17 protein-coding genes and 1 pseudogene are annotated in these 24503 nt (G+C 65.3%); 6 read left to right on the top strand and 12 right to left on the bottom strand.

All coding sequences use genetic code 11. From position 1 onward, the window contains the following. The first annotated feature begins 270 nt into the window (after window positions 1-270). Entirely contained in the window at window positions 271-1131 is an 861-nt protein-coding gene (locus tag ACFPFG_RS25625; protein ID WP_197955368.1) for an AraC family transcriptional regulator, read from the top strand. A gap of 14 nt (window positions 1132-1145) precedes the next feature. Here the strand turns inward: ACFPFG_RS25625 and ACFPFG_RS25630 are convergent, their stop codons facing one another. Beyond that, on the bottom strand, window positions 1146-1694 hold the full coding sequence (locus tag ACFPFG_RS25630) for a DUF3455 domain-containing protein (protein WP_183019878.1): 549 nt from the start codon (window positions 1692-1694) through the stop codon (window positions 1146-1148). Between the two features lie 324 nt (window positions 1695-2018). Between ACFPFG_RS25630 and ACFPFG_RS25635 the strand changes: the two genes are divergently transcribed. The 5 genes from ACFPFG_RS25635 (at window position 2019) to ACFPFG_RS25655 (ending at window position 7777) form a co-directional block, all read left to right on the top strand. Continuing rightward, complete coding sequence (locus tag ACFPFG_RS25635; RefSeq protein ID WP_012207088.1) at window positions 2019-2603, top strand: RNA polymerase sigma factor; 585 nt, start codon at window positions 2019-2021, stop codon at window positions 2601-2603. A gap of 37 nt (window positions 2604-2640) precedes the next feature. Continuing rightward, window positions 2641-3468, top strand: coding sequence for an anti-sigma factor (locus ACFPFG_RS25640; protein ID WP_183019877.1), 828 nt, complete (start codon window positions 2641-2643; stop codon window positions 3466-3468). A gap of 285 nt (window positions 3469-3753) precedes the next feature. After that, window positions 3754-4692 carry a DMT family transporter gene (locus ACFPFG_RS25645; RefSeq protein ID WP_183019876.1) on the top strand — a complete coding sequence of 313 codons (939 nt, stop codon included), beginning with the start codon at window positions 3754-3756 and terminating at the stop codon, window positions 4690-4692. Between the two features lie 20 nt (window positions 4693-4712). Beyond that, window positions 4713-6026 carry a DNA polymerase IV gene (dinB, locus tag ACFPFG_RS25650; RefSeq protein WP_374617933.1) on the top strand — a complete coding sequence of 438 codons (1314 nt, stop codon included), beginning with the start codon at window positions 4713-4715 and terminating at the stop codon, window positions 6024-6026. Between the two features lie 191 nt (window positions 6027-6217). Beyond that, window positions 6218-7777, top strand: a complete 1560-nt coding sequence (locus tag ACFPFG_RS25655) for a methyl-accepting chemotaxis protein (protein WP_183019874.1) — start codon at window positions 6218-6220, stop codon at window positions 7775-7777. A gap of 85 nt (window positions 7778-7862) precedes the next feature. Here the strand turns inward: ACFPFG_RS25655 and ACFPFG_RS25660 are convergent, their stop codons facing one another. From ACFPFG_RS25660 to cpaB, 11 genes and pseudogenes are all read right to left on the bottom strand, one after another. After that, a complete protein-coding gene (locus tag ACFPFG_RS25660) occupies window positions 7863-8756 on the bottom strand; it encodes a hypothetical protein (protein ID WP_380108786.1) in 894 nt (297 codons plus the stop codon). A gap of 257 nt (window positions 8757-9013) precedes the next feature. Further along, window positions 9014-9922, bottom strand: a pseudogene (locus tag ACFPFG_RS25665) (hypothetical protein); the annotation flags it as partial. Next, on the bottom strand, window positions 9907-15006 hold the full coding sequence (locus ACFPFG_RS25670; RefSeq protein ID WP_380108788.1) for a DUF6765 family protein: 5100 nt from the start codon (window positions 15004-15006) through the stop codon (window positions 9907-9909). The gene ACFPFG_RS25670 and the pseudogene ACFPFG_RS25665, both read right to left, overlap by 16 nt. Then, window positions 15003-15932 carry a TadE/TadG family type IV pilus assembly protein gene (locus tag ACFPFG_RS25675; protein WP_183019872.1) on the bottom strand — a complete coding sequence of 310 codons (930 nt, stop codon included), beginning with the start codon at window positions 15930-15932 and terminating at the stop codon, window positions 15003-15005. Before ACFPFG_RS25675 ends, ACFPFG_RS25670 begins: the two co-directional genes overlap by 4 nt. Before the next feature lie 58 nt (window positions 15933-15990). Continuing rightward, on the bottom strand, window positions 15991-17112 hold the full coding sequence (locus ACFPFG_RS25680; RefSeq protein WP_259649229.1) for a hypothetical protein: 1122 nt from the start codon (window positions 17110-17112) through the stop codon (window positions 15991-15993). A gap of 203 nt (window positions 17113-17315) precedes the next feature. Beyond that, window positions 17316-17696 (bottom strand): DUF192 domain-containing protein, encoded by a 381-nt coding sequence (locus tag ACFPFG_RS25685; protein WP_380108790.1) that lies wholly within the window; start codon window positions 17694-17696, stop codon window positions 17316-17318. A gap of 5 nt (window positions 17697-17701) precedes the next feature. Beyond that, on the bottom strand, window positions 17702-18634 hold the full coding sequence (locus ACFPFG_RS25690) for a type II secretion system F family protein (protein WP_380108792.1): 933 nt from the start codon (window positions 18632-18634) through the stop codon (window positions 17702-17704). Window positions 18635-18644: 10 nt separating this feature from the next. Then, entirely contained in the window at window positions 18645-19514 is an 870-nt protein-coding gene (locus ACFPFG_RS25695; RefSeq protein ID WP_197955384.1) for a type II secretion system F family protein, read from the bottom strand. Beyond that, window positions 19511-21268, bottom strand: a complete 1758-nt coding sequence (locus ACFPFG_RS25700) for an ATPase, T2SS/T4P/T4SS family (protein WP_380108794.1) — start codon at window positions 21266-21268, stop codon at window positions 19511-19513. The genes ACFPFG_RS25695 and ACFPFG_RS25700 overlap by 4 nt, the downstream gene beginning before the upstream one ends. Further along, entirely contained in the window at window positions 21265-23325 is a 2061-nt protein-coding gene (locus ACFPFG_RS25705; RefSeq protein WP_259649227.1) for a pilus assembly protein N-terminal domain-containing protein, read from the bottom strand. The genes ACFPFG_RS25700 and ACFPFG_RS25705 overlap by 4 nt, the downstream gene beginning before the upstream one ends. Before the next feature lie 219 nt (window positions 23326-23544). Then, the gene (cpaB, locus tag ACFPFG_RS25710) at window positions 23545-24498 is read right to left on the bottom strand and encodes a Flp pilus assembly protein CpaB (protein WP_259649226.1); all 954 of its coding nucleotides are present in this window, start codon (window positions 24496-24498) and stop codon (window positions 23545-23547) included. Window positions 24499-24503: the final 5 nt, after the last annotated feature.

Here is a 24503-nt window from a genome sequence, read left to right on the forward strand (position 1 = left end):
TTGCAGCCACCGGATCGGCCGGCGGCCCCGCTCTCCTGGCTTCCCGGTGTGGGGAAGCTGCGCCAGGCCGGGATCAGGGAGAGTCGGTGCGAAATGCGGCGCCTGCGCAGGCGCCCGGACCCCGGCCATGGGCCAGGGATAGCAGGGGAGGCGAGGGCAGGCAGTGCATGGTGCGATGGCGGTGAATCACAGGGAACGGGTGCCAGTTTGCGGGCAGGGTGCCTGTCTGTCTTTATAGAATTTCTCATTTTCTATATGGATCTGGACAAAATGCGCACGACCCATGCCTCGGCTTCGGCAGCCGCCATTCCCTGCAGCCATGCCGGGCTGCCCGAGCTGCAGGCCGCCGCACCGCTGCCGGTCACGGGCGTGGCCGCCGACTATCCGGCCGGGCTGGAGGTGGAGGAACACTCCCACGAATGCTGTCAGCTGCTCTACGCCGTGCAGGGGGTGCTGGAGGTGCGCGCGGGCAGCGGGCGCTGGGTGGTGCCGCCCACGCGCGGCGTCTGGCTGCGCTCGGGCGTGCCCCACGGCCTGCGCATGCGCGGCGCGGTACAGGTGCGCAGCCTGTTCGTCGATGCGCAGGCTGCTGCAGACCTGCCGGGTACGGACTGCGTGATCGAGGTCTCTCCCCTGCTGCGCGAGCTCATCAGCGAGGTGGCGCGCTGGCCTGCATCGGCGCCGCCGGGGCGGCGCGAATCCATGGTGGTCGAGCTATTGCTGCAGGAGCTGCGCCAGCCGCCCGTGGTGCCGTTTCACCTGCCCTGGCCGCAGGATGCGCGCATGGCCGCTGTCTGCCATGCGCTGGCCGAGGGAGACGGGGCGGATGGCCTTGCCGCCACAGCCGCGACAGGCGCCGCAACTGCCACAGCCGGTGATTGGGCCGCACGGCTGGCCATGGGCGAGAAGACCTTCCACCGCCACTTCCTGCAGGCCACGGGAATGAGTTTTGGCCGCTGGCGACAGCGCGCACGGCTGCTGTCTTCCATGCAGGCGCTGCTGGCCGGAAGGCCCATCGTGCAGGTGGCGCTGGAGGCCGGCTATGAAAGCCACAGCGCCTATTCGCTGGCCTTCAGGCGCCAGTTCGGCATGCCACCCTCGGCCTTCGGGGCCAGGGGCGACAGGCCGTAGGGGGCCGGGCCGCGTCAGGCGGCCTTCCAGATGATGTAGTCGGCCTGGTACTGCACGACCTGCTTCTGGCCCAGCGTGGAGCTGTTGCAGGCCATGGCAGGGGCCACGCCGCCGCGCGTGGCCACGCGCTGGATATAGGTCACGCCCTGCATGGCGCCCATGCCGGTGGCGGGCTCGGCCTTGACCAGTTGCAGGGGGATGTTGCCCGCGCCGGACGGCGCCACCGCGACCTGGGTGGCCGTGACCTTGGAGCCGTCCTGGTGCGCCCAGGTGGCTGGCGGGCCGAAGTAGCGGCCGATGACGCGGCCCTGGCGGTCCGTCAGGCGCGCATCGGGTCCTACAAAGGCCCATTCCTGCTCCATCGCCTGGTCCTTCTTGGCGCGGCATTCATAGGTGATCTGGCCTATGCCCACCGTCTCCATGGCAACCTTGTGGCCTGCTGGCACCTGCACGGCGGCCGGCAGGTCGGACTGGGAATGGCTCTTGCCCATGTCCATGGAGGAGCAGGCGCCAAGGGACAGTGCGGCCATGGTGGCCAGGCCGAGGGGGAGGATGTAGCTCATGAGGTTCTCCAGGTCGATGGGTTGAGGGATGTCGCCTTGAACCGCTGTCCGGGGCGCGACACAGGGAATACGCAGCAAGGCAGCGGCTGGATTCACCTGAATGGAAAAAAATTTATCCGCATCCGGTTCGCAATGCGCTGCGTATTGCTCACGGAGGGCCGGTGCAAGCAGGGAGACGCCTGCCAGACCTTCTGCAGACCCCCGGCAGAGCACCGTCAGAGCACCGATATGCCCCTTGAATCCGATCGAAAGACAGAACAAGCCCCCCGGGCGGCCACGCAACAGTGCGGGCCACGGGGCCGCCCGCTCGCCCACAATGCGTGCATGGGCACCACACCAACCGACCAAGAGCTGATGGACCTTCTGGACCGCATCGCAGCGCAGGACGAGCCCGCGCTCCGCAGCCTGTACGAGGCCACCTCGTCCCGGCTGTACGGGCTGGCGTTGCGCATTCTTCGACACAAGGACTGGGCCGAAGACGTGCTGCAGGACAGCTACCTGCACATCTGGCGCAGCGCCTCGGGCTACCGGGGCACGCTGAGCCCGCCGCTGGCCTGGATGGGCCTGGTGGTGCGCAGCCGGGCCCTGGACTTTCTGCGCCGGCGCCGCGCCGAACGCCTGCACCTGAACGAAGAGTTCGACGAGGCGCAACTGGCGGCCCATGGCGGCGGGGACGATGAAAGCCAGGGCCCGCTGCAACTGGCCGAGGCCAGCGAACAGGCCGTGGCGCTGTACCAGTGCCTGGAGCGGCTGGAAGGTCGCCAGCGCGAGGTGGTCAGCCTGGCCTATCTGCGCGACCTCAGCCATGGCGAGCTGGCGGGCCAGCTGCAACTGCCGCTGGGCACGGTCAAGACCTGGATACGGCGCGGCCTGGAGCAGCTGCGCCGCTGCCTGTCACGCCATGCGTGAAGCAGTTGACATGCTCTGAGCGGCCAAAGGACTTGCCATGAATATTTCCCGACACCCCGAACTGCTGGACCGGCTGGCCGCCGCTTACGCCCTGGGCACGCTGCGGGGCGCGGCACGCCGCCGCTTCGAGCAACTGGCCCGTGACCAGGCCCCGGTGCGCGCCGCCGCCTTGCTGTGGCAGGGCCGCTGGTCGGCCCTGTCCGAAATGCAGGCCCCCGTACGCCCCGACGATGCGGTCTGGGTCCGTATCGACAACCTGCTGCAGGCCGAAAAGGCCCGCGCCGCCCAGGCGCACCGGCGGCGCGCCGACGATGCGCCTGGCATGGCCCGGCGCACGGAATCCGCCGTGGGCCGCGCCCTGGCCTGGTGGCGCGGCGCTGCCGTGCTGGGCGCCTGCGCCACCGTGGCGGCCGTGGCCCTGGGGCTGTGGTCGCACCAGGACCTGCGCCAAAGCGGCGAGCGCCAGCTGGCCGTGCTGAACAACCAGCTGCAGGCCACCCAGGCTGCGCTGCAGGCCGCGCCCCAGATCCAGTACGTGGCCGTGCTGGCCGACGACAAGGCCGATGCCTCCATGCTCGTGACCTTCGACCCCGGCAAGAACACCCTGGTGCTGCAGCGCGTGGGCGACTTCCACGAAGCCGCGGACAAATCGCTGCAGCTTTGGGCCCTGCCGCCCCAGGGCGGGCCGCAGTCGCTGGGCGTGCTGGGACGCGACAAGCTGGTCAAGCTGACCGCCGCGGCTGCCGAGGTCCAGGGCGTGCCTGCCCTGGCCATCAGCCTGGAACCCAAGGGCGGTGTGCCCAGCCAGACCGGGCCCACGGGGCCGGTGCTGTTCAAGGGCGCACTGATCCGGCGCGACCTGTAGCAGGCAAGGCGCGCGAGGAACGCCAGGCACGCAGCGCGTGCGGCGCATGCGACACATGCCAAGGGCATGGCTGCTCGCCTTTGGCGAGGGCCGTGCTGCTGCACAGCGCAGCCTGGAGGGGCGCGCGAGGGCAGGGCGCGCGTGCAACCTGGCTGGCGGGCTGCTGTTTCGCTGCCGGGCGGGGCAGCCCTCTCCAAGCGCGTGTGCCTGGCGCCCGGCCGGCGGCTATGCTGGCCAGCGTCTGGTTGCCCGCGCCTTGCTGGCGGTCCCTTCCCCTTCGCTGACATGCCTTTTTCTCTTCAAGACCTGACCTGGCTGTGGGTGCCCGTGGTGCTGTTCGCCGCAGCCGCCCAGACCGTGCGCAACACGGCCCAGCGCTCGCTGACCGCCGAGCTCGGCACCCTGCCGGCCACCCTGGTGCGCTTCCTGTACGGCCTGCCGTTTGCCGGCATCTACTTGCTGGCGCTGTACCTGGGAGGCGATGGCGCCTGGACGCTGCCCCGGTTCTCATGGGCCTACCTGGGCTGGATCGCGCTGGGGGCCTTCTTCCAGGTTGCTGCCACGGCGGCACTGCTGCTGGCCATGAAGGAGCGCAACTTCGCCGTGGCCGTCACCCTGTCCAAGACCGAGGTGCTGCAGGTGGCCCTGTTCGCCGGCATCTTCCTGCACGAGTTGCCCACCGCCGTGGCGCTGGCGGCCATGGCGCTGGCCACCTTTGGCGTGCTCATCCTGTCGCTGCCGCCGCGTGGGCAGATGCTGTCGCTGTCGGCCTGGGCCAGCCGCTCGGCGCTCTACGGCCTGGCCTGCGGTGCCTGCTTTGCCATCGCCACCGTGGGCTACCGGGGTGGTGCCGTGGAACTGGCACGCCTGGGCGAGATATCTCCCTGGCTCTCGGGCGCCTGGGGCGTGCTGATCGCCCAGCTCATGCAGACCCTGGGCCTGGGCGCCTGGATCGCGCGCACCCACGCGCAGGGCCTGCGCCCCATCTTCCGCGCCTGGCGCGTCTCGCTGCTGGCCGGTGGCATGGGCGCGGCCGCCTCGCTGGCCTGGTTCACCGCCTACGCCATGCAGGGCGCGGCACCCGTGCGCACGCTGGGCATGGTCGAGGTGGTGTTCAGCTACATCGTCTCGCGCCGCGTGCTCAGCGAAAGCCTGAGCCGCCAGGAAATGATTGGCATGGGCCTCATGGTGCTCGGCCTGGTGCTGATCTGCCTCCAGGGATGAATGGCCTGTGGGCTGTATGAATGCACAGTTGCCGCAATAATGGCGGCGTGCCTGAAACGACACCCACGACACCCACCAGCCCTGCCGATGCTGCGCCCCCGCGCCGCATCGCCCACCTGGACATGGACGCCTTCTATGCCTCGGTGGAACTGCTGCGCTATCCGCAGCTCAAGGGGCTGCCCGTGGTCATCGGCGGCGGACGCCGTGCGCACGACGAGGCGCTGGACGCACGCTACGCCGGCCGGTTGCACGAGATTCCCGTGGACGAGTTCTCGCGCCTCAAGGACTACGTGGGCCGGGGCGTGATCACCACGGCCACCTACCCGGCGCGCCAGTTCGGCGTGGGCTCGGCCATGGGCATGATGAAGGCCGCGCGACTGTGCCCCCAGGCCATCCTGCTGCCCGTGGACTTCGCCGAGGTGCGGCGTTTCTCGCGCATGTTCAAGGAGATCATCGTCTCCATCGCCCCGCTGATGGAGGACCGCGGCGTGGACGAGGTCTACATCGACTTCACCGACGTGCCCGGTGGCCAGCGCGAGGGCGGGCGCGTGCTGGCGCGGCTGATCCAGAAAACCATCACCGACGCCACGGGCCTGACCTGCTCCATCGGCGTGGCGCCCAACAAGCTGCTGGCCAAGATGGCCAGCGAATTCAACAAGCCCAACGGCATCTCCATCGTCCAGCCCGACGACCTGCAGGCCGTGATCTGGCCGCTGGCCTGCCGCAAGATCAACGGCATAGGCCCGAAGGCCGATGCCAAGCTGCAATCGCTGGGCATACAGACCATTGGCGAGCTGGCCACGCAAAGCCTGCCCCAGCTCGTGCAGTGGTTTGGCCGCGCCTACGGCAACTGGCTGCATGGCGTGTCCTGGGGACGCGACGAGCGGCCCGTGGTCACCCACAGCGAGCCCGTCTCCATGAGCCGCGAAACCACCTTCGAGCGCGACCTGCACGCCGTGCGCGACCGGGCAGAACTGAGTGCCATCTTCACCGACCTGTGCGAACGCCTGGCCCAGGACCTGCAGCGCAAGGGCTACATGGGCCGCACCGTCGGCATCAAGCTGCGCTATGACGACTTCAAGACCGCCACGCGTGACCACACGCTGGAGCTGCCCATGGCCGATGCCCGCACCCTGCGCCACGCCGCAGGCCAGTGCCTCAAGCGCGTGCCGCTGGCCAGGCGGCTGCGCCTGCTGGGCGTGCGCGTGGGCAACCTGGTGCGCACGGCCGACTGGGATGCCACGGCCCAGGACCCGCTGGCGCGAGAGCAACTGCTCAGGGGTCCGGCCCAGCCCGCGCCGGACAGCGACCCCTTTACGCCTCAACTGTTCTGAATCATCACCACAAATCTGGCGCACACGCTGTAAAACCATGCACCAGTTCCGAGCATGAGACTGCGGTTGCCGTGCTGTGAGATGATTTGGAAATGTGAATTTGTGTTTCCGTTTGATGGATTCCGGTGGCTTCAGAGCGTTTTGCCATGCCATTTCACAAGAACAAGAGACATCCCAAAGGAGTGGTACCCATGCGCGTGAATTTGCCCGTCAGCCAGCTCAACTACGACTTTCCGGGCGATGAGCTGCTGGTATCCGTCACCAACACCAAGGGCGAGATCACCCATTGCAACCCGGCCTTCGTGCGGGTCAGCGGCTATACCTACGAGGAGTTGATCGACCAGCCGCACAACCTCATCCGCCATCCCGACATGCCCGCCGCCGCCTTCAAGGACATGTGGCGCACCATCGCCCATGGCTACCCGTGGACCGCCCTGGTCAAGAACCGGCGCAAGAATGGCGACCACTACTGGGTGCGCGCCAACGTCACGCCCATCATGGAAGGCGGCCGGCCGCGCGGCTACCTGTCGGTGCGCACCAAGCCCCAGGCGGCCGAGATTGAGGCCGCCGAAGCCCTTTACGCACGCATGCGCGCGGAGGCCGATGCCGGCCAGGAAACCCTGCGCCTGCGTGGCGGCGAACTGCGCCGCCTGGGCCTGGCAGGCCTGTGGGACCGCCGCAGCGACCTGGGTCTGACGGCCCGCATGGCGCTGATGCTGGGCGGCGTGGGCCTGGCCGCCATGCTGCCCGACCTGCTGGGCTGGCAGGGTGCCGCCGGCTGGGGTGCGCGCCTGGCCGCCTTGCTGGCGGGTGGCAGCTTTGTGCTGTGGCGCTTCCAGCAGCGCTGCGTGGCGGGCCTGGAGCAGGCCAGCGGCTTTGCCGCCGACATTGCCAGCTGCCAGCTGGGCACGGACATGCAGCACGACTACAGCGGCCCCATGGGTGCCCTGATGCAGCGGCTGCAACAGATCCAGATCAACCTGCGGGCCGTGGTCGGCGACGTGCGCACCGAAATGCGCGGCTTTGCCACCACCGCCCACGAGATCGCCCAGGGCAGCTTCGACCTCGCGCAGCGCACAGAATCCCAGGCCACCAGCCTGCAGCAGACGGCCGCCTCGATGGAAGAGATATCAGGCACCGTGGCGCAGACCGCCGATACGGCCCAGCTCATGGCCCATGAAAGCGACCAGAGCCGCCAGGTTGCCGGCAAGAGCGGCGCAGCCATCCAGGAAGTGGGCGCTGCCATGGAGCACATCCGCGGCTCCTCGCGCCGCATGGGCGAGATCATCGGCGTCATCGAAAGCATTGCCTTCCAGACCAACCTGCTGGCCCTGAATGCCGCCGTCGAAGCGGCACGCGCCGGAGAACAGGGCCGTGGCTTTGCCGTAGTGGCAGGCGAAGTGCGTGCCCTGGCCCAGCGCAGCGCCTCGGCCGCCAAGGAAATCAGCGGCCTCATCAACCGCACCGTGGACGGCATCAACGACGGCAACGCCCGCATGGACGCCGCAGGCCGCACCATCGACGGCATGGTCGACGCCGTGGGCCGCGTCAGCGACCTGGTCCACCAGATCAGCATCGCCACGCGCGAACAATCCGTAGGCATCGCCCAGGTCAACGACGCCGTGGCCCAGCTCGACTCCGTCACCCAGCAAAACGCCGCCCTGGTCGAGCAATCGGCCGGCGCGGCGGGCTCGCTGCGCGCCAGCGCCCAATCGCTGGAGCGGTCGCTGGAGGTGTTTACGTTGCGGTGAGGGGAAAGGCCGGCAGGATGAGGCCGACTTGGGGCAGGCCACAGTCAGGCCATGGGCTGTGGCTGCCTTGAAATGCCGGGACAGCTCAGAAATCCCGGCTTTCAATGAAACAGAATTCGGTGCGATTGGCGCCTGAGTCGGTCTTGAGGCGAGAGTCCGCGCTGACGATATGCAGCTCGTTGCCATAAGCATGCACGTAGTTGAAATCATTGCCGGATGCCACTACACCTGATTCTGTATCTATGCTTGTATGGACTGATTGGTCTTGCTGACTGATGCGGTGCACTAGGAGCTTCCTATCATTTACGCCAACCCAGGCTATTTCTTTGCCAACCTCTACCAATTGGCCAAAAATGGAAGCAACGTTCTGGCGTTGATGGAGCTTGGTTCTCCATAGAAATCCAAAATTTTCTGAACGTTTTTCCATATAGAACTGCTCACCCAACCAGTAGCTGATGGCCAAACCCCCATCCTTGAGTGCAATACCTGTGGTTGCAATTCCGTTCAAAGGAATTTCAACCAATAGATTTCCTGTGGCGCTATAGGCTCTCAGTGCTGATCCGGTAGATTGCTTAAAGGTTTTATCTATGTAATAGTTGATGATGCCAAGCACGCGCCCCTGACTTTCGAAGAGTGCAGTGGTTTCCCCTCGACGGTTGCCTTGGATTTCCAGTGATTTGCTTTTCTTCAGATCATGGCTGAAATACTGGAGGGATGGCATATCTTTTTCCTTGAGTCCTCCTATAAAATAGCCTTTAGCGCTTGAGGCTATACTACGGGCTAATGCAATCTCACTCAATGGTTCGGTGCGATAGATGATTGAAAGGTTTTGCTTTAATTGCAAAATTCCTAATTTCCCTTCATCGCCAATTTGAATTAATATTGGGCGGTGCTGGATGGTCTGTGAAAGTGATGGGGTAATATAGGGGCTGGGCGGTGCATTGATTATCTTTGTGGGCTTTTCTGAGTCACACCTCATCTCTTGAATATATAAGTGCGAGGTGTTTTCTGATGAGTTTGTTTTTGATGCTTGCTTGATTAGATGCGATGCACCATTTGATAAGATGACTTGTACGATTGATGAATATGATAGCGTTCATTGGATCAGGGACTTCCTTGTGAAATATTCCCGCTCTCTGTCGTGGTACTTGCTGTATCCTTGCGCACTGGCAATGCAACTTGCTCGAACACATTGCCTTCGATCACCACGTCCTTGGACTCCAGAAGATTGATGCCTGCCTGGGGTTCCTCTTCCTTCTTCCTGAACAGCCCGCTGCGCTTCACGATGAAGCGGTTGTTGCGGATGATGGAGCCATCGGCATCGCGCAGCTTGAGGATGGCGGGCAGCGGCGCCTTGTCGCGTAGGTCCATGTGCACGATGAAGGTATTGCCCTCCACCAGCGAGCGCGGGCCGTACAGGTAGACGGCGGTGCGGCCATCGACCTCGATGGTGTTGTTGCGCACCACGTTGTCGGAGCCCGCCATGATGATGGCGCGGCCGCCGGATTTGATTTGGAGGTTTTCTGCGGTGTAGAAGGTGGGTGGGGTGTAGTCCCAGGGGATTTCGTTGAAATTCTTGGTCTCAATGTTCCACCCGGATTTTCTTGTAATAGCAAGATCCTCTTTCATCTCCAGAGTTCTATTCTTTGAAATAGCATATGGAGTCATACATACCCCCAATCCTAATGATCCGGGGGTTTCTATTTTCCCGTTATGCATTCTTAGGTTGGTGGCAATATCCCTGCCTGACGTTATGCCGATACCCGTAATATTATCAAACGGCTTCCCCGTGACAAGATGGCCGCGCAAATCTAGATCAAGGTTGTTATTCCGGCTGAAGTTTAAAACTGCCTCGTCTGGAGTTCCTCGTTCTATTCCGCCTTCAATCCAATCGCGCGCTCTTCGCTGAATAAAATCATGGACAACGCAATAGTAACCAGGTCCTTTGAGATAAGCCATTATTGGATAATATCCACCGCTATATTTAACTGCGTTGCACCCCTCAGGCAGTGGTCCTTTGTCACTGGGGGGGTGACGACGCTCTGCCCACTCTTCTTTTGTAAGAGATTTTTGAGGAGCTACTTGGCAGCCAATCATCATAAGAGAAGCTGATATGTAAAAACCAAAAACTACACATCTTTGCATATTGGACTCCTTGGCAAACAAACACCTGGATATTTATCTTCCTGGCCAGAAAGTCTGTCAAGATATTTATCTCTATTCTCTTTGGCATCATCCTTTTTGTATGCATCCTCGCCATCTTTCTCTATATTTATATTGTTGACTTTTGTTCTTTTGCCATTTTTTCCAAATTTTGTTAAATTTAGTTTTTCATTTTTAATTAAATCATTGATGGCATCTTGCAGAAATTTATTTTTCTTTGAAAAATCTTTCCCATCTTCTCTGATCTTGTTGAACTCCACTAGAATACTCTCAATTTCCTCGAAACCAATTGCAGGCTTGATTCCATAAGAAGTCAGGAATTCATAAACTGCCTTCTGTCCCGCTAATGTGCGATCCGCGCGCACATTCCAATGCCTTGCATTGACGGTTGGGTCATTTCCCGTGTAATCGGGATCGCCGTTGTAGGTGTAGTCTGGTTCGGAACCTGAGAACCCATGGCCTATGCCCAATCCCAGCGTGAGCGCATCGACGGGGCGGTTGTCCCTGCCACGATGGCTGAAGGTATCCAGATAGGCGTGCAGGAATTCGCCAAGGAACTGGAACTCGGCACAAGGCTGCTCTGGGTTGCCCAGCCGACTGGCCGCCAGCAGATTGTTCAATTGGGGACTCAGGTTGCCGACCACGCTGTTGACGTTGTCGTTGTCATAAGGCTTGAGGGTCCTGCCGTTTTCGTTCGACAACGTGAAGTGGTACCACAGTAGCTGTCTTTTGTTCTTGAAGATGGAGCCAATCGTCTTGAGCACGGTTTCGTCATCCAGCGGCCGGGTGATAGGGTTGTCATCCACGTACTGCGAAGCCAGCGCCGTGATGCGTGCCGGCTCGTAGTCCAGGCCGGCGGCCAGGGCCAGGAAGAAGACCATGTAGTAGTGCATGTCCTCCTGGTACAGCCCGGTGGGATCGATGCGGTTGAGCGGGTCGCCGCCGGCATACAGGTAGGCATCGGGCCCGTCCGGGTAGCCCAGCGGGTCCGGCTGCAGGTAGCGGCCGCTGGCCGGGTCGTAGCTGCGGTGCCAGTTGTCGTGCAGTCCGCTTTCCTCGTCGAAGTACTGGCCCGGCAGGCGCAGGTTGAGCACGGCCTGCTGCCGGGGCAGGCTTGTGTGGCCGGCCTGATGCATGGCCGGTGCTCCCCAGGGCGTCTGGCGGGCACGCCAGACCACGCGCTGGCCTGCGTCCGTCATGGCCTGCGGACTGCCCCGGTGGTCGTTGTGGATGTGCAGCATGCGCGCCTTGCCGCTGGCGTTGTCCCGGTTGTGCTCGGATTCCAGCTTGGCGATGGGCAGGGTGCGAGTCCCCTCGCTCAGGTACAGGTACTGGCTGGTGATGCGGCCTTCGCCATCCATTTCCGCGACGAGCCGGTTGTCCTGCCACAGGTAGTGGCTGTGCGTTTGCCCGTCGCCCTGGTGCACGGTCTTGCCCACGCGCTGGCCCAGGCTGTTGTAGCGGTAGCTGGCGATGGGCCGGTCCAGGTGGTCGCTGATGCTCTGGAGCTGTCCTGCCTCGGTGTAGGCGTAGCGGTGCAGCGCGTCCTGGACGGTGCGGCCCTGGCTGTCGAGCTGCACGGGCGCTGGTGCTGACGGTGCGTTGTCCTGCACCAGCCTGCCGAAGCCCTGGTAGCGGTAGTCGGTCTTGTGCAGGCCGGCTGGCGCGTTGGCCTCTGTGTTTGCGTCTGCGGGTCGCCCGTCCTGCTCGATGGCGCGGATGCGCGGGCCCACGCCGTAGCGGTAGCGCTGGCTGAGGATGGGTGCGCTGCCTTGCGATGTGCCTTGTGATGTGCCTTGCCCGGTGGTCTGCTGCGTGAGGCGCCCGGCAATGTCGTATTGGCGCGAGGTGGCCAGGCCATTGCCTGCCGTGTAGTGCTGCAGGCCGTTGAAGGCGTCGATGCCGATGTCGCCAGCCACCGTCTGCGCGGGCAGCAGGCGTTCGAGCAAGCCTGTGGCGCCGGTGCCCAGCCAGTGGTCGCTGGCCTGCAGCAGCCCGGCCACCCAGGCGCTTTGCAGCTGCAGCCCTTGCACGCTGGCGCCTTCGCTGGCGGGGCCGCGCCGGGTGACGAGCACGCGGCCATCGGCCAGGGTGCGGCTGTGGACCCAGCCGTCCGGGCCATAGCGCGTGGCGGTGCGGTAGGTATGTTCGGCCTTGCCGTCGGGCGTGGCCAGCGCAATGGTGCGTGCCACGGGGCGGCCCAGGGCGTCGTATTCGATGGACTCGCGCTGCCAGTTGCTATCGATGGTCTGCAGCAGGCGGCCCTGGTAGTGCAGCCGGGTTTGCGAGGAAGAGCGACGATCTGCACCGGGCGCCGGCTCGTAGGTCTTGGCCAGCAGACGCCCGCTGGGAGCGTACTGGTAGTGGGTGCTGCTGCCATCGGCGCGGGTGTGCACCCGCAATTGATCGGCTTCGTTGTAGCGTGCGCTTTGGCGGCCATGATCGGCAAGCTGAAGCCATACGGTGCGGCCGAAGTCGTCGTGCAGGGCCTGGCGGCGTTCGGCGGGTTGGGTTCCCTGGGAAGCAGTGGTTTGGTGTCCGATGTCCTGGGGTGCTGTCGGCACATCGGAGGAGCCTTGCAGGGCCAGCCGTATCCAGCCATCGGGCGCTTGCGACAGGCTGGCATGGAGACTGCCGTTGTTCAACCAGCGCGTGCGGATGTCGTCGCCATCGGTGTGCTGGAGCAACTCGCCCGCGTCGCCGTAGGTGTAGCTGTCCAGGCGCCCATCGGGCAGCAGGCGGTGGCTCAGGCGCCCTTGCGCATTCCAGCCGTAGTAGGCCGCACGTTCGGGGAGGTCCTGGCCTTCGCGGTACAGGCCCAGCCGCTTGATGCGGCCTTCGCTGTCGCGCTCGATCTGGCCCCGGTTGCCCAGGCCATCGAGCCGAGCCTGGGTGCTGCCCTGGTAGGTCCAGGTGGTGCTGCGGCCTGCCGTGTCGATGGCATGGCTGGGGCGGCCCAGGGCGTCGTGGCGGATGCGGTATGGATTCAGGCTCAGCCGGCTGCTGGCGCGGGGCTGGCCGTCGGCATCGAGCAGCCAGCCGCTGGTGCTGATTTCTTCTGCCTGCAGGGCGTTGGCAGACAAGGCGCTGTAGCGTATCTGGCGCTGAAGGCGCCGCACGCCGTCGTCTTCGGTGCGGGTCGTGATGCGCCCGGCCTGGTCATGCTCCAGCGCCACGGTCGTGCCATCGGGCTGCAGCACGCGCGTGACGTGGCTGCCGCTGCGGTCCCAGCGCAGCCGCGTGAGGTCGTTCTGCGCCGGGCTGCCGTCGTCATAGCCTGCCAGCGAGGTGGGCAGCGGCCCGTCGATGTCCACCAGCACGCTGCGGCCGTTGATCTCGGTGTAGCGGTAGCGCGTGCTGCGTTCGATGGGCGTGGCGCCGTCCGCATTGCCTGCGGGCTGGCCCTGGGCGTCCAGGGGGCTGAAGCCCGTCTCGGTGATCTGCAGCGGCTGGCGGCTGCTGTTGTAGCGGATGCGGATCTGGTGCTCGCGCCCGGGCACGACGCTGGGCCGCGCGATGAGTTCGGGTGCGTATTGCTTCCAGGGGTCCTTGCCGTAGCCGTAGCGCACCTGCAGCTGCGGGGCCCTGGCTTGGCCTTGTGTGTAGGCGATGCGGTACACGGCCAGCGGGCGGCCGAAGGGGTCCAGCTCGGTGCGCGTGCCTTCCAGCGGGTGGCCTGCGGGATCGAGCCGCGTGGCTTCGGTCAGGCGCCCTTGCGCGTCGTACCGGTAGCGCATGTCGCCGGGGCCGCAGCTGGCGCAGCCCGGGCCGCGCACTTCAAGCAATCGCCATTGCCCGCCGATGGTGTCGTAGTGGTAGGTGGTTTGCTGGCCCAGGCTGTTGGTGAGGGTGTTCTTCCAGGGCTGGCTGAGGTCCAGGGTGACTTTTTCCTGCTGGCTGTCCGGCGGGCCGCGCACGCTCAAGGTGGCGCGGCCGTTGTCGCCGTAGCCGTAGCTGGCGATGCGCTCGTCCATGGGCTTGCCGTCGCTGCCCTGGCCCTGCACGCTGATGCCCGTGAGCAAGGTGGGGTGCTGCGGGTCGTCGTAGTGGTAGTGGCGCTGGACCGGGGCTTGGCCATCGGCCGATGGGAGGATGACCTGCACGAGGCTGGCGTTCAGCTTGGCCTGGGGCTGGGTGCTGCCGGGCAAGGGCGCGCTGCCGTGGCGGTAGTCGATGCGGCCCAGCGGAGTGTCGATGGCCTGCACGCCGGTGAAGCTGCCCTCGCCCGAAGATTGGGCGTAGTGCAGGCGCAGGCTGCGGCCCTGCGGGTCGGTGACCTTGAGCAGGCGGTTGCCCTTGGCGTTGTAGTCCAGGCGGACCTGCTCGCCCGAGGGCAGGCTGATGCGGGTCAGGCGCCCCCGGTGGTTGAAGCGCAGCTCGCGCCCGTCCATCCATTGCCAGGTGTAGTGCCGTTCCTGGCCGGGCTTGGTTTCCTTGGTGCCCTTTGTATCCGGGCCTTCGATGCGCACGATGCCGTTGCCCGGCTGCTCGCTGGCGCACAGGCTGGGGTGCTCGCGCAGCTTGCTGAAGATGATGCGGGTGCCGTCGGCCTGCACGATCTGCAGGTTGGTGGGGTGGTCGTACAGGCGGGCCTCGTAGCTGAGCAGCCAGCCGCGGCCGAGCAGGCCCGGGGGCACGTAGGCCCGGCTGTAGCTGCTGTTGTAGTGGCGCACGACTTCCAGGCCGAGCACGCCGGGCAAGGCGGGCATGTCCACTTCGCGCTGGTATTTGTTGCCGTTGATGAGGTGGATGGGGTTGCCGGCGCCCTGGTGGGTGCTGCTGGAGTTGCCCTGGGTGGCGGGGCCGGCGCCGCCGCAGGGGCTGCCGCCGGGCGTGGGGGTGCAGGTGCCGCCGCCCGAGCCGCCACCGCCACCGCCACCGCCGAGGTCGATGCCGCCGCCCGTGCCGGGGGCGCAGCTTTGCACGGTGGGGTCGCATTTGCCGGAGCCGCCGCCCAGGTTGGGGGCGGCAGTCGCCAGGGGCGGCGTGGCGTGGGCCAGCAATGCGGCAATGCATAGCAGGGCGCTGCGCAGCAGGGGGGTGAGGTGGGGTCTATTCAACATCATGCGTCTCCCGTGCAGTTGGGGCAGTCAGCCCCTTTACAGTCGTTGTCGTTTCCATCTCCATTGCCTCCATCTCCTCCGTCTCCGGTTCCATCGCCACCATCACCGCCGTCGTCTTCATCGCCCTCACCCCCCGGCCCCGGTGACCCGACCGTGGTGCAGCCCACGGTTTCGCAATCGGGCGGTTCACCGGGTTCCGATGTATCGGGCTGGCCTGGGTCCTGCGGATTGCCCTTGTTGCCTGTGTCGGGAATGGATACCGTGGCATCGCTTTCCATGGCGTCGCTTTGCATGTGCAAGGTGGCCTGCGCGACGATGGGCAGCCGACCGTGCCGTATGAGTTCGGTGTGGAAGGGGTCGCTGCCGTCGTCTAGCCAGCGCAGGTAGTGCTGGTAGATGCCGCGCACCAGCGGGATCTTGAGTTCGTAGCCGTGGGTGACGCGGATCTTGAGCAGGTTGGCGTCCTGAACGCTCTGGGCCGACTTGCTGCCTATGTCTTTTTTGTCCCGGTGCGCCAGGCCGGCGTTTGGAATGGCTCGCACGCCGTATTTCTGCTTCAGGTGGGGAGCGCTCCAGTCGTCGAAGCTCTCGCGCGTGGGGTTGATGAGGTCTATGCGCAGGTGGCCTTCAAGGTCGGCCTTGGCCTTTGTCTTGGCATCCGCCAGTTCGTCACTGTTGCTGCCACCGCCATACAGCGGAACCATGGCGCGCAGATAGGCGTCACGGATATCGTCCATGCGCGCATGGGCCATGGTGCCCGCGCGGGCGGCCATGAAGCTGGCGTGATTGATCTGGTTCTTGTTGAAGAAAACCAGGCCGTACTGCAGCAGGGCCAGCCCCAGCAGGGTGATGATGGGGCCGACCACGGTGAACTCGACCATGGCGCTGCCGCGCTGGCGCGGCCTGCGGTATGAGGTGCTCTGGCGCATGGGATGCCTGCAGGTTTGCGGCCGGCGGACGGGCTTGTATCCACCCGCTGGCCATGCTTCAGGGCCTGTTTGGGTGTGGCAGGGGGATGTGGATGGGCACGTCCGGTCCGGCCTTGTCCTTGCGCATCAGCATCAATTGCATGGTGCCCTGGGGGCCGGCGCCGAGGATGTGGATGATCTCGGCCTGCTTGCCGGTGATTTCGCCTTCGAGGCCATCGAGGGTGTAGTCCTGCCGGGTGAGGGGTGTGTCGGGCCGTGGAGCATCTGCGCGGACGTCGCTCGCAGGGCCTTCCAGCACGACGTTGATGCGTTGGCTGCGCGAGTCAGGGATCAACCGCGAGTTCACAAACGTCAGCTCTGGCACTTCCATCACTGTGCGCCTCTGGCTTTTGGGGTCTGTGTAGTCGATCTTTACGCCAGTGAGCTTGCCCGTGGCCGTATTGAATTCCGCCTCGTAGTTGACGCCGGTGTCCAGTATGTCGGTGGTGTACGGGTCCAGCCGTTGTGCCGTGCCGGCCAGCGTGCTGACACTGCCGATATAGGTCACGGTCGGCTCGCTCGGCGCCTGGCTCTGGTCGGTGAGCAGTCTGATGGCGGAAATCCAGTTGGTGTTTTCGCTGCGCATGTTGGGCATGCGGCCGACCTTGCTGAGGTTCTGGCCTTCCGAGAAGGTGGTGCCCCAGATGCCTTCCTCGTGCTGGTCCGGTGGTCCTACGAGGAAGATGACGCCTGCATCGTCGCTGATGTTCTTGTAGTGGCTCTGGCCTTCCTCCGGGTAGTGCGTGACCTGCGGGTACTGCCTGCCCTGCACGATGAAGGTGTTGCGCCCTACCTGGAAGTCGCGCCTTGCCATGCCGTAGGAGCTGTAGATGAAACTGCTTTCGATGGCCTGGCCCGGCTGTTGGCTATAGGTGAGTGTGGTGTTGTGGATCACACCCATGCCGCTGAAATCGATCAACGACGTTTGTGCATCGGGATCGGTGATGAGTTTGATCAGGTCAGACTCCTCAATGGCCGATGAGGTGGGTTGCAGACAGTTGCCCGTGCTGCTGAGTTTGGTGCACAGCGGGCCTGAGGGGGCGATGAAGACGCCGGAACTGGCGGTGCCTCCGGGGCCTGGGTCTCCCGCGCCCCCGTCGCTGCCTGAGCCGCCGCCGCAGGCGGTCAGGGCCAAGCCCATGGCACAGGCCAGCAGCCAGGAGGGGGGATGGGCCAGGCGCGCATGCGTGGTGCTGCAGTCTGAGGGAGTGGGGGCGGATGAATGGTGCATGTCTGTCGAGCGGTTCAATAAGCCATGAAGGAAGGTCGAATGGGGCCTGAGGGTGTTGCGCGTCGGTTGGCGTCTTGGCAATTGCGTTGTCCGGGTATCTCCTTGTCGTTGCGCTATGACATGGGTCCGCCTGGGCCGAAGAGGCAGACGGTCAATGCAGCGCGAGCGCCTTCTATGGGCCAGGGCCGCAGTTGCATGCCCGGTGCCAGCCCCTGGCGGGCGATGGTTCCGGCGCACATCTCCAGCACGTGCCTGCTGCCGCGTCCGCCCCGGCTGAAGCGCCAGGGCGCAACGCCTGGACGCAGGCCGGTGATGCGGCCCTGCCGGTCGAGGTAGACGATGTCGATGGCCTGCCGCATGAAGCAGGTGTGCACGCTGGTGCAGCGCGCGATGAGCAATGCGCAGCGGGCGGCGGGTTGGGCCTGGCCCATGAGGCCGGCAAGGCGCTGCCAGAAGCCGCAGGCCTGGCGCACCAGGAAGGGGGAGGGCGGCATCTGCATCACAGTCCCGAGTTCAACAGCTTCATCGCTATGGGGAACAGCAAGACGATGAAGGTGCAGGGAAAGATGAAGGCGATCAGCGGAAACAGCATCTTCACGGGCGCTTCCATCGCGAGTTTTTCCGCGCGCATGAAGCGTTCGGAGCGGCGCTGATCAGCCTGTGCCCGCAGCACGGGGCCGAGGTTCATGCCCATGCTCTCTGCCTGGATCACGGCGGAGGTGAAGTTGGCGACGCTCGGTTCGTTCAGGCGCTCGGCCATGCCGCGCAGTGCTTCGGCACGCGCCTTGCCGGCGCGTATATCGCGCAGCACGCGCTGGAATTCGTCGCGCACCAGTCCCTGGGGGCCTTTGGCCACGGCCTGGGTCATGGCGCCCTGCATGTTCAGGCCGGCTTCCACGCACAGCGTGATGATGTCCAGGAAGAAGGGCAGCATGCGCAGCAGTTCGCGCCGGCGCACGGCGATGCGATCCCTGAGCCAGATGGCGGGGTAGGCCCAGCCCAGCAGTGCACCTGCGGCCATGGCCTGCAGATAGATGGACAGGGCGATGTGGCGTGCGCCGCCATCGGCGCGCCGGGGCAGGCCGTCGAAGCTGGAGACGAGCCACCAGGCCGCCAGCGCGGCCACCCCGGCGCCGACGATGCGGCTGGCAATGAACTGCGCAGGACTGAGCGCGTAGTCCAGTCCCGCCTGTCGCAACCGCAGTTGCACGGATTGCGCGGTCCTGCCCGTTCCGAGCAGGGGCGACAGGTGGTGGCTGATCCACTGGATGGGCCACCAGACCATGCGCAGGGCCAGTGGTGGCGGATCCTTGTAGCTGCGGTCCTCGGCGGGAACGTTGCTCATCGAGTGGCCCAGGAGCCAGGCCACCAGGGCAGCACTGAGTCCGGCTGCCACAGCGATCAGGGCGAGTATCACGGTGTTGGAGTCCATGGTGCGGCCTTCAGACGTCGATGGCGACGATCTTTCGGATGACATAGATGCCCATGGCCTCGAAGCAGGCGATCACGGCCAGCGCCCCCCAGCCCACGCGGGAGTGCCAGAGCATGGACATGGCTTGCGGCTCCATCCGGTCGAGGATGAGCATGAGGACGAGGGGCAGGGCGCCAACGACCCAGGCCTGCAGTTTTCCCTGGGCGGTGAGGGAGCCGATCTTGGCTTCCATTTGCAGCCGGCTGCGCACGGTGGAGGCCGTGCGTTCCATGGTCTCGGCCAGGCCGCCTCCGGTTTCGCTGGCGATGCGCATGGCCGAGGTGATGAGCACGGTGCTCTGGGTGGGCACACGCAGGCTCAGGTGATTGAGTGCCTGTTCCAGGGATACGCCCAGGCGCTGCTCGCGCAGCATCAGCGAGAACTCCTGGCTCAGCGGCGGGCGGGACTCGGCCACAAGCTGGGCGATGGCGCTGCTCAGGCCAATGCCGGCGCGCAGGCCGCCGCTGAGCATCATCAGCGCATCGGGCAACTGCTCTTCAAACTTGCGCAGCCGGCGCTTGCGCATGTGCCGGTACAGCAGCCGGGGCAGCAGCCCCAGCGCGAAGAAGGCAGGCACAGCCAGCAGATGGCTGCCGCTGACCAGCCACACCAGGACGCCGCCCAGCGACATGACTGCCAGATTGGCCAGGAAGAGTTTGCGCGGGTCGATGAAGAGAAAGAATTCCGCGGCCTGAAAGCCGGCGCGCTCCGTGAAGCCGGCCCGGTAGCGCTTGAGCGTGGAGCCACCCAGGTCCAAGGCCAGCCATGTCAGCAGACCGACGGAGAGGGCAACCACGGCCGTGATCAGGGCCAGGACGGTGTCTGGCGAGAGCCCGCTCATGGCCGCTCTCCGGCGTGCAGGTCCGCGCTCTCGGAGCCCGGACGGAAGATGTCCAGGTCCAGCGCATGTCCGCTGGCGCGCAGTTCGTCGTAGAAGTGGGGAACGACGTCGCAGCCGGTGAACAGGCCCTGCACCTTGGTCAGGCCGTTGGCCTGCGCTCCATAGCCTTTGTTGGCAAAGCGGAACAGCTCCTGCAGCTGGATCTTTCCGCTTTCCATGCCGCTGACTTCGCAGATGTGGGTGACCAGGCGTGTGCCGCAGGCAAAGCGGGTCTGCTGCACGATGATGTCCACGGCGCTGGCGATCTGCTCGCGTATGGCCGCCAAGGGCAGTTCCATACCGGCCATCAGCACCATGGTCTCCAGCCGGGCGAGCCCGTCGCGCGGGGTGTTGGCGTGCAGCGTGGTCAGAGATCCCTCATGGCCCGTGTTCATGGCCTGGAGCATGTCCAGCGCCTCGGCGCCGCGGCATTCGCCGACCACGATGCGGTCCGGGCGCATGCGCAGGGTGTTGCGCACCAGTTCGCGGATGGGCACGCCGCCCTTGCCTTCGACATTCGCGGGGCGCGACTCCAGGCTGATCAGGTGCTCGTGGGCCAGCTTGAGTTCGGCGGCATCCTCGACGGTGATCACGCGTTCGCCGGACGGGATGAAGTTGGACAGGATGTTGAGCAGCGTGGTCTTGCCAGACCCCGTGCCGCCCGAGACGATGATGTTCTTGCGGGCCTCCACGCAGATGCGCAGAAAGTCGGCCATGGCCGGGCTGAGCGCGCCGAACTGCACAAGGTCGGCGGCGTTGAGCTTGCGCCTGGCGAACTTGCGGATGGTCAGTGTGGAGCCCTTGAGCGCGAGCGGCGCGATGATGGCGTTGACGCGCGAGCCGTCCTTGAGCCGTGCATCGACCATGGGCGAGGACTCGTCGATGCGCCGGCCCAGCGGTGCCACGATGCGTTCGATCACGCCCATGACGGCGCGATCACTGGTGAAGGTCAGGGCGTGTTTTTGCAGGCGGCCTGCGCGCTCGACATAGATTTCGTCGAAGCGGTTGACCATGATTTCGCTGACAGAGTCATCGGCCAGCAATTCCTCCAGTGGGCCCAGTCCCACGGCCTCGTCCAGTACCTGCCTGCGCAGCGCGTTGCGGTCCAGCTGGGCCGGTATCTCGTCGTCCATGTCCTGCAGCGTTCTGGCGATGAGCCGGTCCGCCTCGGCGCGCAGGTGTTCGTCGGACATGCTGGAGACGTCATGGCGGCGCAGGTCCATGGTGTCGATGAGCTTGATGTGCAGGCGCTTGCGCCATTCGAACTCCAACGCCTGCAAGTGGGCGTCCCCGGGCTCGGCTGCCGCAGGCTCGGGCTCGTCGGCAGGCACTGCCAGCGCCGTGTCCTGTGTGCTCTGCATGGGCGCTGTGGTGGCGGCATGCGCTGCGGCCGGTACAGGAAAAGGCGCGGCTTGCGGCTCTTCACCGCTGTTCAGGATGCGCAACTGGAACGGGCCAATGCCGATGAGGTCGCCGTTTTGCAGCGGGCCGTATTGGGCGGTGATGCGCTGACCGTTGACCAGCACGCCGACGAAGCTGCCTGCGTCGTCGATCAGCACGCCCGAGGGGCTGGTGAAAAGGCGTGCATGCTCCTTGGCAAGGCGCCAGTTGTCCAGGCGGACTTCGCACTGGGAGCCTTTGCCGATGGAGCACATATCGGGCACGCTCAACGGCTGGCGCCGGCCGTCGGGGTGGATGATTTCAAGGTCGATCATTGGGGGCTGCCGGTTGCGGAGGTCAGGGGTGAAAGCCACTGGGTCTCGGCCCAGCCCAGCCGGTCATCAATGCGCACGGCCGAGAACTGGGCCTGCGGGGCCTGGGGTAGCACTTGCACAAGGCTGCCCACGGGCAGGTTCTGGAGGACGGGGGCGTTGATGTCGGGGGACACGCGAAGGGCCAGCCCATCAAGGCCCACGCGGTAGATGCCTGGTGCGGAGTGGCCCGTGGCGGCGCCGGATTCATGGGGCGTGAGAGCCCGGCCTTGCCGCGCCTGGCGCGCATGGGGTCCGTCGGGTGCGGGCTTCATGCCGGGAACGTGCGCGACCGGCTGCAGGCTTTCATCGCGTACCCAGCCCGACAGGGCTGCAACCGCCACCGCGCGCCAGCCGGAGTACGGGTTGTGGTCGGCAGATGAACCGGGTGCGGCACGCACGAAACTGCCTTGGCCCAGTTGCAGCAGGGTGTCGCTTTGCGCCCTAGGTTCGGCATGCAAGGCCAGCCCGTCATGCACCACGCGCCAGTGGTTGACCAGCGGCTTGTCCGCTGCTGCCGCGGAGGCCAGCGGGTTGCCGGTGTGCGGCAGGGCGGGCCAGTGGTCGGGCTGGGTCGCGGTGGCCGGTGAAGGCAGGGGCCGCACTGGCGCGGGGAGTTCCTGCACAGGCGCCGCGATGCTTGCGCTTGCGCTGGCCACGGGCAAGGGCGCCAGCCGGGGAGGATGCTCGGGCGCAGGGCCGGGTTCGGTCAGGTAGGGCTGGGGACCGTAGCGCTGGCTCAGGCGTGCGCTGGCGTCGTCCACGCGCTGCAGCAGGCCCGGCGAGCGGCTGTTGATTACCGTGGGCGTGACGAAGACCACCAATTCGGTCTCTTCGTTCTGGAATCGCTGGGACCGGAACAGAGCACCCAGCACGGGCAGGTCTCCCAGGAAGGGGACCTTGTCGACGTTGTCGCCACCCTTGCGTGACAGCAAGCCGGCCAGCACCATGGTCTCGCCGTCCTGGACGTTGAATTCGGTGAAGGTGCGCCGAGTGCTCAACCCGGGCCCCGAGGGCGTGGAGAACGATGGGTCGATGTTGCTGACCTCGCTGTCGATCTCGGCCCTGATGACGCCGTTGCGGTCCACGCGCGGCGTGATGCGCAGCTTGATGCCGTAGGGCTTGAACATGACCATGGGGCCGTAGATCGTGGCCACGGAGTACGGATACTCGCCACCGGCCAGGAATTCGGCCTTGGAGCCATTGCGCGCCGACAGCTGGGGCTGGGCCAGAATGCTGGCCTTTCCGTCGCGGGCCAGCAGGTCCAGCCTTGCGGTAAGGCCCATGTTGACGGCAGTGAGGATGTTCAGGCCCCGGGGCAGCGAGACTGTGTCACCGCTGTCCGGGGTAATCGGCGGGTTCTGGACGCCGATGACCAGACCGGGCTGACTGCCGTGTCGCACGGGTGCCCAGATGCCTCCCATGCTGGCCCCGCCCTGGGAGGTCCAGCGCAAGCCGAATTCGCGCAGCTCATTGACCGGGAATTCGACCACCTTCACGTCCATGAGCACCATCTGCTCCCAGCCGATCTGGTTGGTGAAGTTGATGATCTGCGGGTAGTGCTTTCTGAGGTCTTCGATCTTCTTGAGATCGACATCGCTGAGATGGTCCCCTTCGACCACGACCTTGTCGCCGATGATGGAGGCCCGCGCGTTGGGGATGGTGCTGAGGAAGGCGGCGATCTCGCGCGCATGGCGGCTGGTGTCGCCTCGAACCACGTTGATCTTGACGCGCTGGTAGCGGCCGTCGGCGTTCCACACGAACAGCGAGGAAGTGCCGACCTCGTTGGCGAAGATGATGACCTCGCGCTCGTCAAGCGCGGCGGCCGTCAGCACCCGGCCATTGCCCACGGCAATACGCGCCACGCCGGGGCTGGGGAAGACGCGCGATTCGCCCACAAACATCTCGATTTCCGGCACCTGAGCTTGGTCGTCCGGTTTCTGTATGGGGCGGTACGGTTGGCCCGCCGCTGCCTCGCGGCTGGGTACGCCCTGCAGCACGGGGGCGAATCCACCCGGCATGCCGAGGGACTGCTCAGAGCCTGCTGAATCCTCTGGAGTCTGGGCTGTTGCGGGGCCAGCTAGACCCCATCCCAGGGCCAGGACGAAGCCGCAACGCAGGGCATGGAGAAAGGGCGTTGGACTGGAGCAGGCGGACAGGGATGCAGGGTGGGCTGAACGGATGGACATTGGGATCAGGCGCATGGAGCGATGAAAAAGGCAGGAGCAGGTGAGGCGCCATCAGCGAGGCAACGCGCCTGGCTGCATCGGGAAGGACGCAGGGAAAAGAGGAGCTTGGCCTGGTTGCAGTGCGGCTTGCGGAGCCGGTTGAACAGGCGTGGGGGCTGCGGCTGCCTCGGGCGGGCCTTCGCCGGCATCGTGGGCCTTGTCCTGGCGCAGCAGCAGGTCTTCGGGCTTGAAGTCCATGCGGCGTCCGCCATAGAGCACGGGAACGGCTCGGTCCGGCGATTGCGCTGCGCCCGCTGTCTGAATCGGGGACTGAACATCGCCTGCCAGGCCCAGCAGGGCGGCCATGGCAGCGCTGTCTTCTTCGACAACCTCCGAGTCCTTGGGGTTGCGCAGCAAGGCGGTGATCTTTCCCGCCTCGCGCGCGATGATCACGCTCCGGGCCTGCGCCTGGGAGGTGTCCAGCGTGACCGTGGAGTACTGGCGCCGCTCACCGCTTCTGGGGTCATCCACGGACCGCTGGCCGGTGGCCATGACCTGGACGTTCTGCAGCAGTGGAAAGGTGGTCTTGCGGCCTTTCTGATCCAGGGTGAGCATCAGGTCGATGGCATCCCCCGGCTCCAGCAGGCCGGAGATGGAGTTGATCTCGTCCACGTGCACGGTGATGGCGCGCCGCCCTACTTCGATGCGGGCCGAGAAGGTCGGCACCTTGTCGCCTTCGAGCAGGTTCCACAGCAGGATGTCGCCGTGCTGCATGCCATGCGCCAGCGCGCGGCCTGCAATGCGGGAAAAATCCTCGGGGCCGATGGCCAGCGAGTGCGCGTAGTCGTGGGGAACGTCGCGCACGGCAACGGTCTCCTTGGAGATGGGATCGCCCTTCCTGAGATCGCGTTTGGCCACGATCAGCGGCCGGGTTTTGCTTTTCCCGCGCGCTTCTATGGCTTGCATCTGGCTGTTCAGGTAGCCGCGTGCGATCACGGCGGCGCCCAGGCCGATCGCAAGTGCCATGCCAA

Source organism: Delftia deserti (assembly GCF_042653485.1).
GTDB lineage: Bacteria > Pseudomonadota > Gammaproteobacteria > Burkholderiales > Burkholderiaceae_C > Comamonas > Comamonas acidovorans.

Excerpts from the sequence above, each read along its gene's own strand:
- ACFPFG_RS25625 (WP_197955368.1), top strand. The coding sequence starts at position 271 with ATGCGCACGACCCATGCCTCGGCTTCGGCAGCCGCCATTCCCTGCAGC.
- ACFPFG_RS25630 (WP_183019878.1), bottom strand. The coding sequence starts at position 1,694 with ATGAGCTACATCCTCCCCCTCGGCCTGGCCACCATGGCCGCACTGTCC.
- ACFPFG_RS25635 (WP_012207088.1), top strand. The coding sequence starts at position 2,019 with ATGGGCACCACACCAACCGACCAAGAGCTGATGGACCTTCTGGACCGC.
- ACFPFG_RS25640 (WP_183019877.1), top strand. The coding sequence starts at position 2,641 with ATGAATATTTCCCGACACCCCGAACTGCTGGACCGGCTGGCCGCCGCT.
- ACFPFG_RS25645 (WP_183019876.1), top strand. The coding sequence starts at position 3,754 with ATGCCTTTTTCTCTTCAAGACCTGACCTGGCTGTGGGTGCCCGTGGTG.
- dinB (WP_374617933.1), top strand. The coding sequence starts at position 4,713 with ATGCACAGTTGCCGCAATAATGGCGGCGTGCCTGAAACGACACCCACG.
- ACFPFG_RS25655 (WP_183019874.1), top strand. The coding sequence starts at position 6,218 with ATGCGCGTGAATTTGCCCGTCAGCCAGCTCAACTACGACTTTCCGGGC.
- ACFPFG_RS25660 (WP_380108786.1), bottom strand. The coding sequence starts at position 8,756 with ATGAGGTGTGACTCAGAAAAGCCCACAAAGATAATCAATGCACCGCCC.
- ACFPFG_RS25670 (WP_380108788.1), bottom strand. The coding sequence starts at position 15,006 with ATGATGTTGAATAGACCCCACCTCACCCCCCTGCTGCGCAGCGCCCTG.
- ACFPFG_RS25675 (WP_183019872.1), bottom strand. The coding sequence starts at position 15,932 with ATGCGCCAGAGCACCTCATACCGCAGGCCGCGCCAGCGCGGCAGCGCC.
- ACFPFG_RS25680 (WP_259649229.1), bottom strand. The coding sequence starts at position 17,112 with ATGGGCTTGGCCCTGACCGCCTGCGGCGGCGGCTCAGGCAGCGACGGG.
- ACFPFG_RS25685 (WP_380108790.1), bottom strand. The coding sequence starts at position 17,696 with ATGCCGCCCTCCCCCTTCCTGGTGCGCCAGGCCTGCGGCTTCTGGCAG.
- ACFPFG_RS25690 (WP_380108792.1), bottom strand. The coding sequence starts at position 18,634 with ATGGACTCCAACACCGTGATACTCGCCCTGATCGCTGTGGCAGCCGGA.
- ACFPFG_RS25695 (WP_197955384.1), bottom strand. The coding sequence starts at position 19,514 with ATGAGCGGGCTCTCGCCAGACACCGTCCTGGCCCTGATCACGGCCGTG.
- ACFPFG_RS25700 (WP_380108794.1), bottom strand. The coding sequence starts at position 21,268 with ATGATCGACCTTGAAATCATCCACCCCGACGGCCGGCGCCAGCCGTTG.
- ACFPFG_RS25705 (WP_259649227.1), bottom strand. The coding sequence starts at position 23,325 with ATGCCGGGTGGATTCGCCCCCGTGCTGCAGGGCGTACCCAGCCGCGAG.
- cpaB (WP_259649226.1), bottom strand. The coding sequence starts at position 24,498 with ATGGCACTTGCGATCGGCCTGGGCGCCGCCGTGATCGCACGCGGCTAC.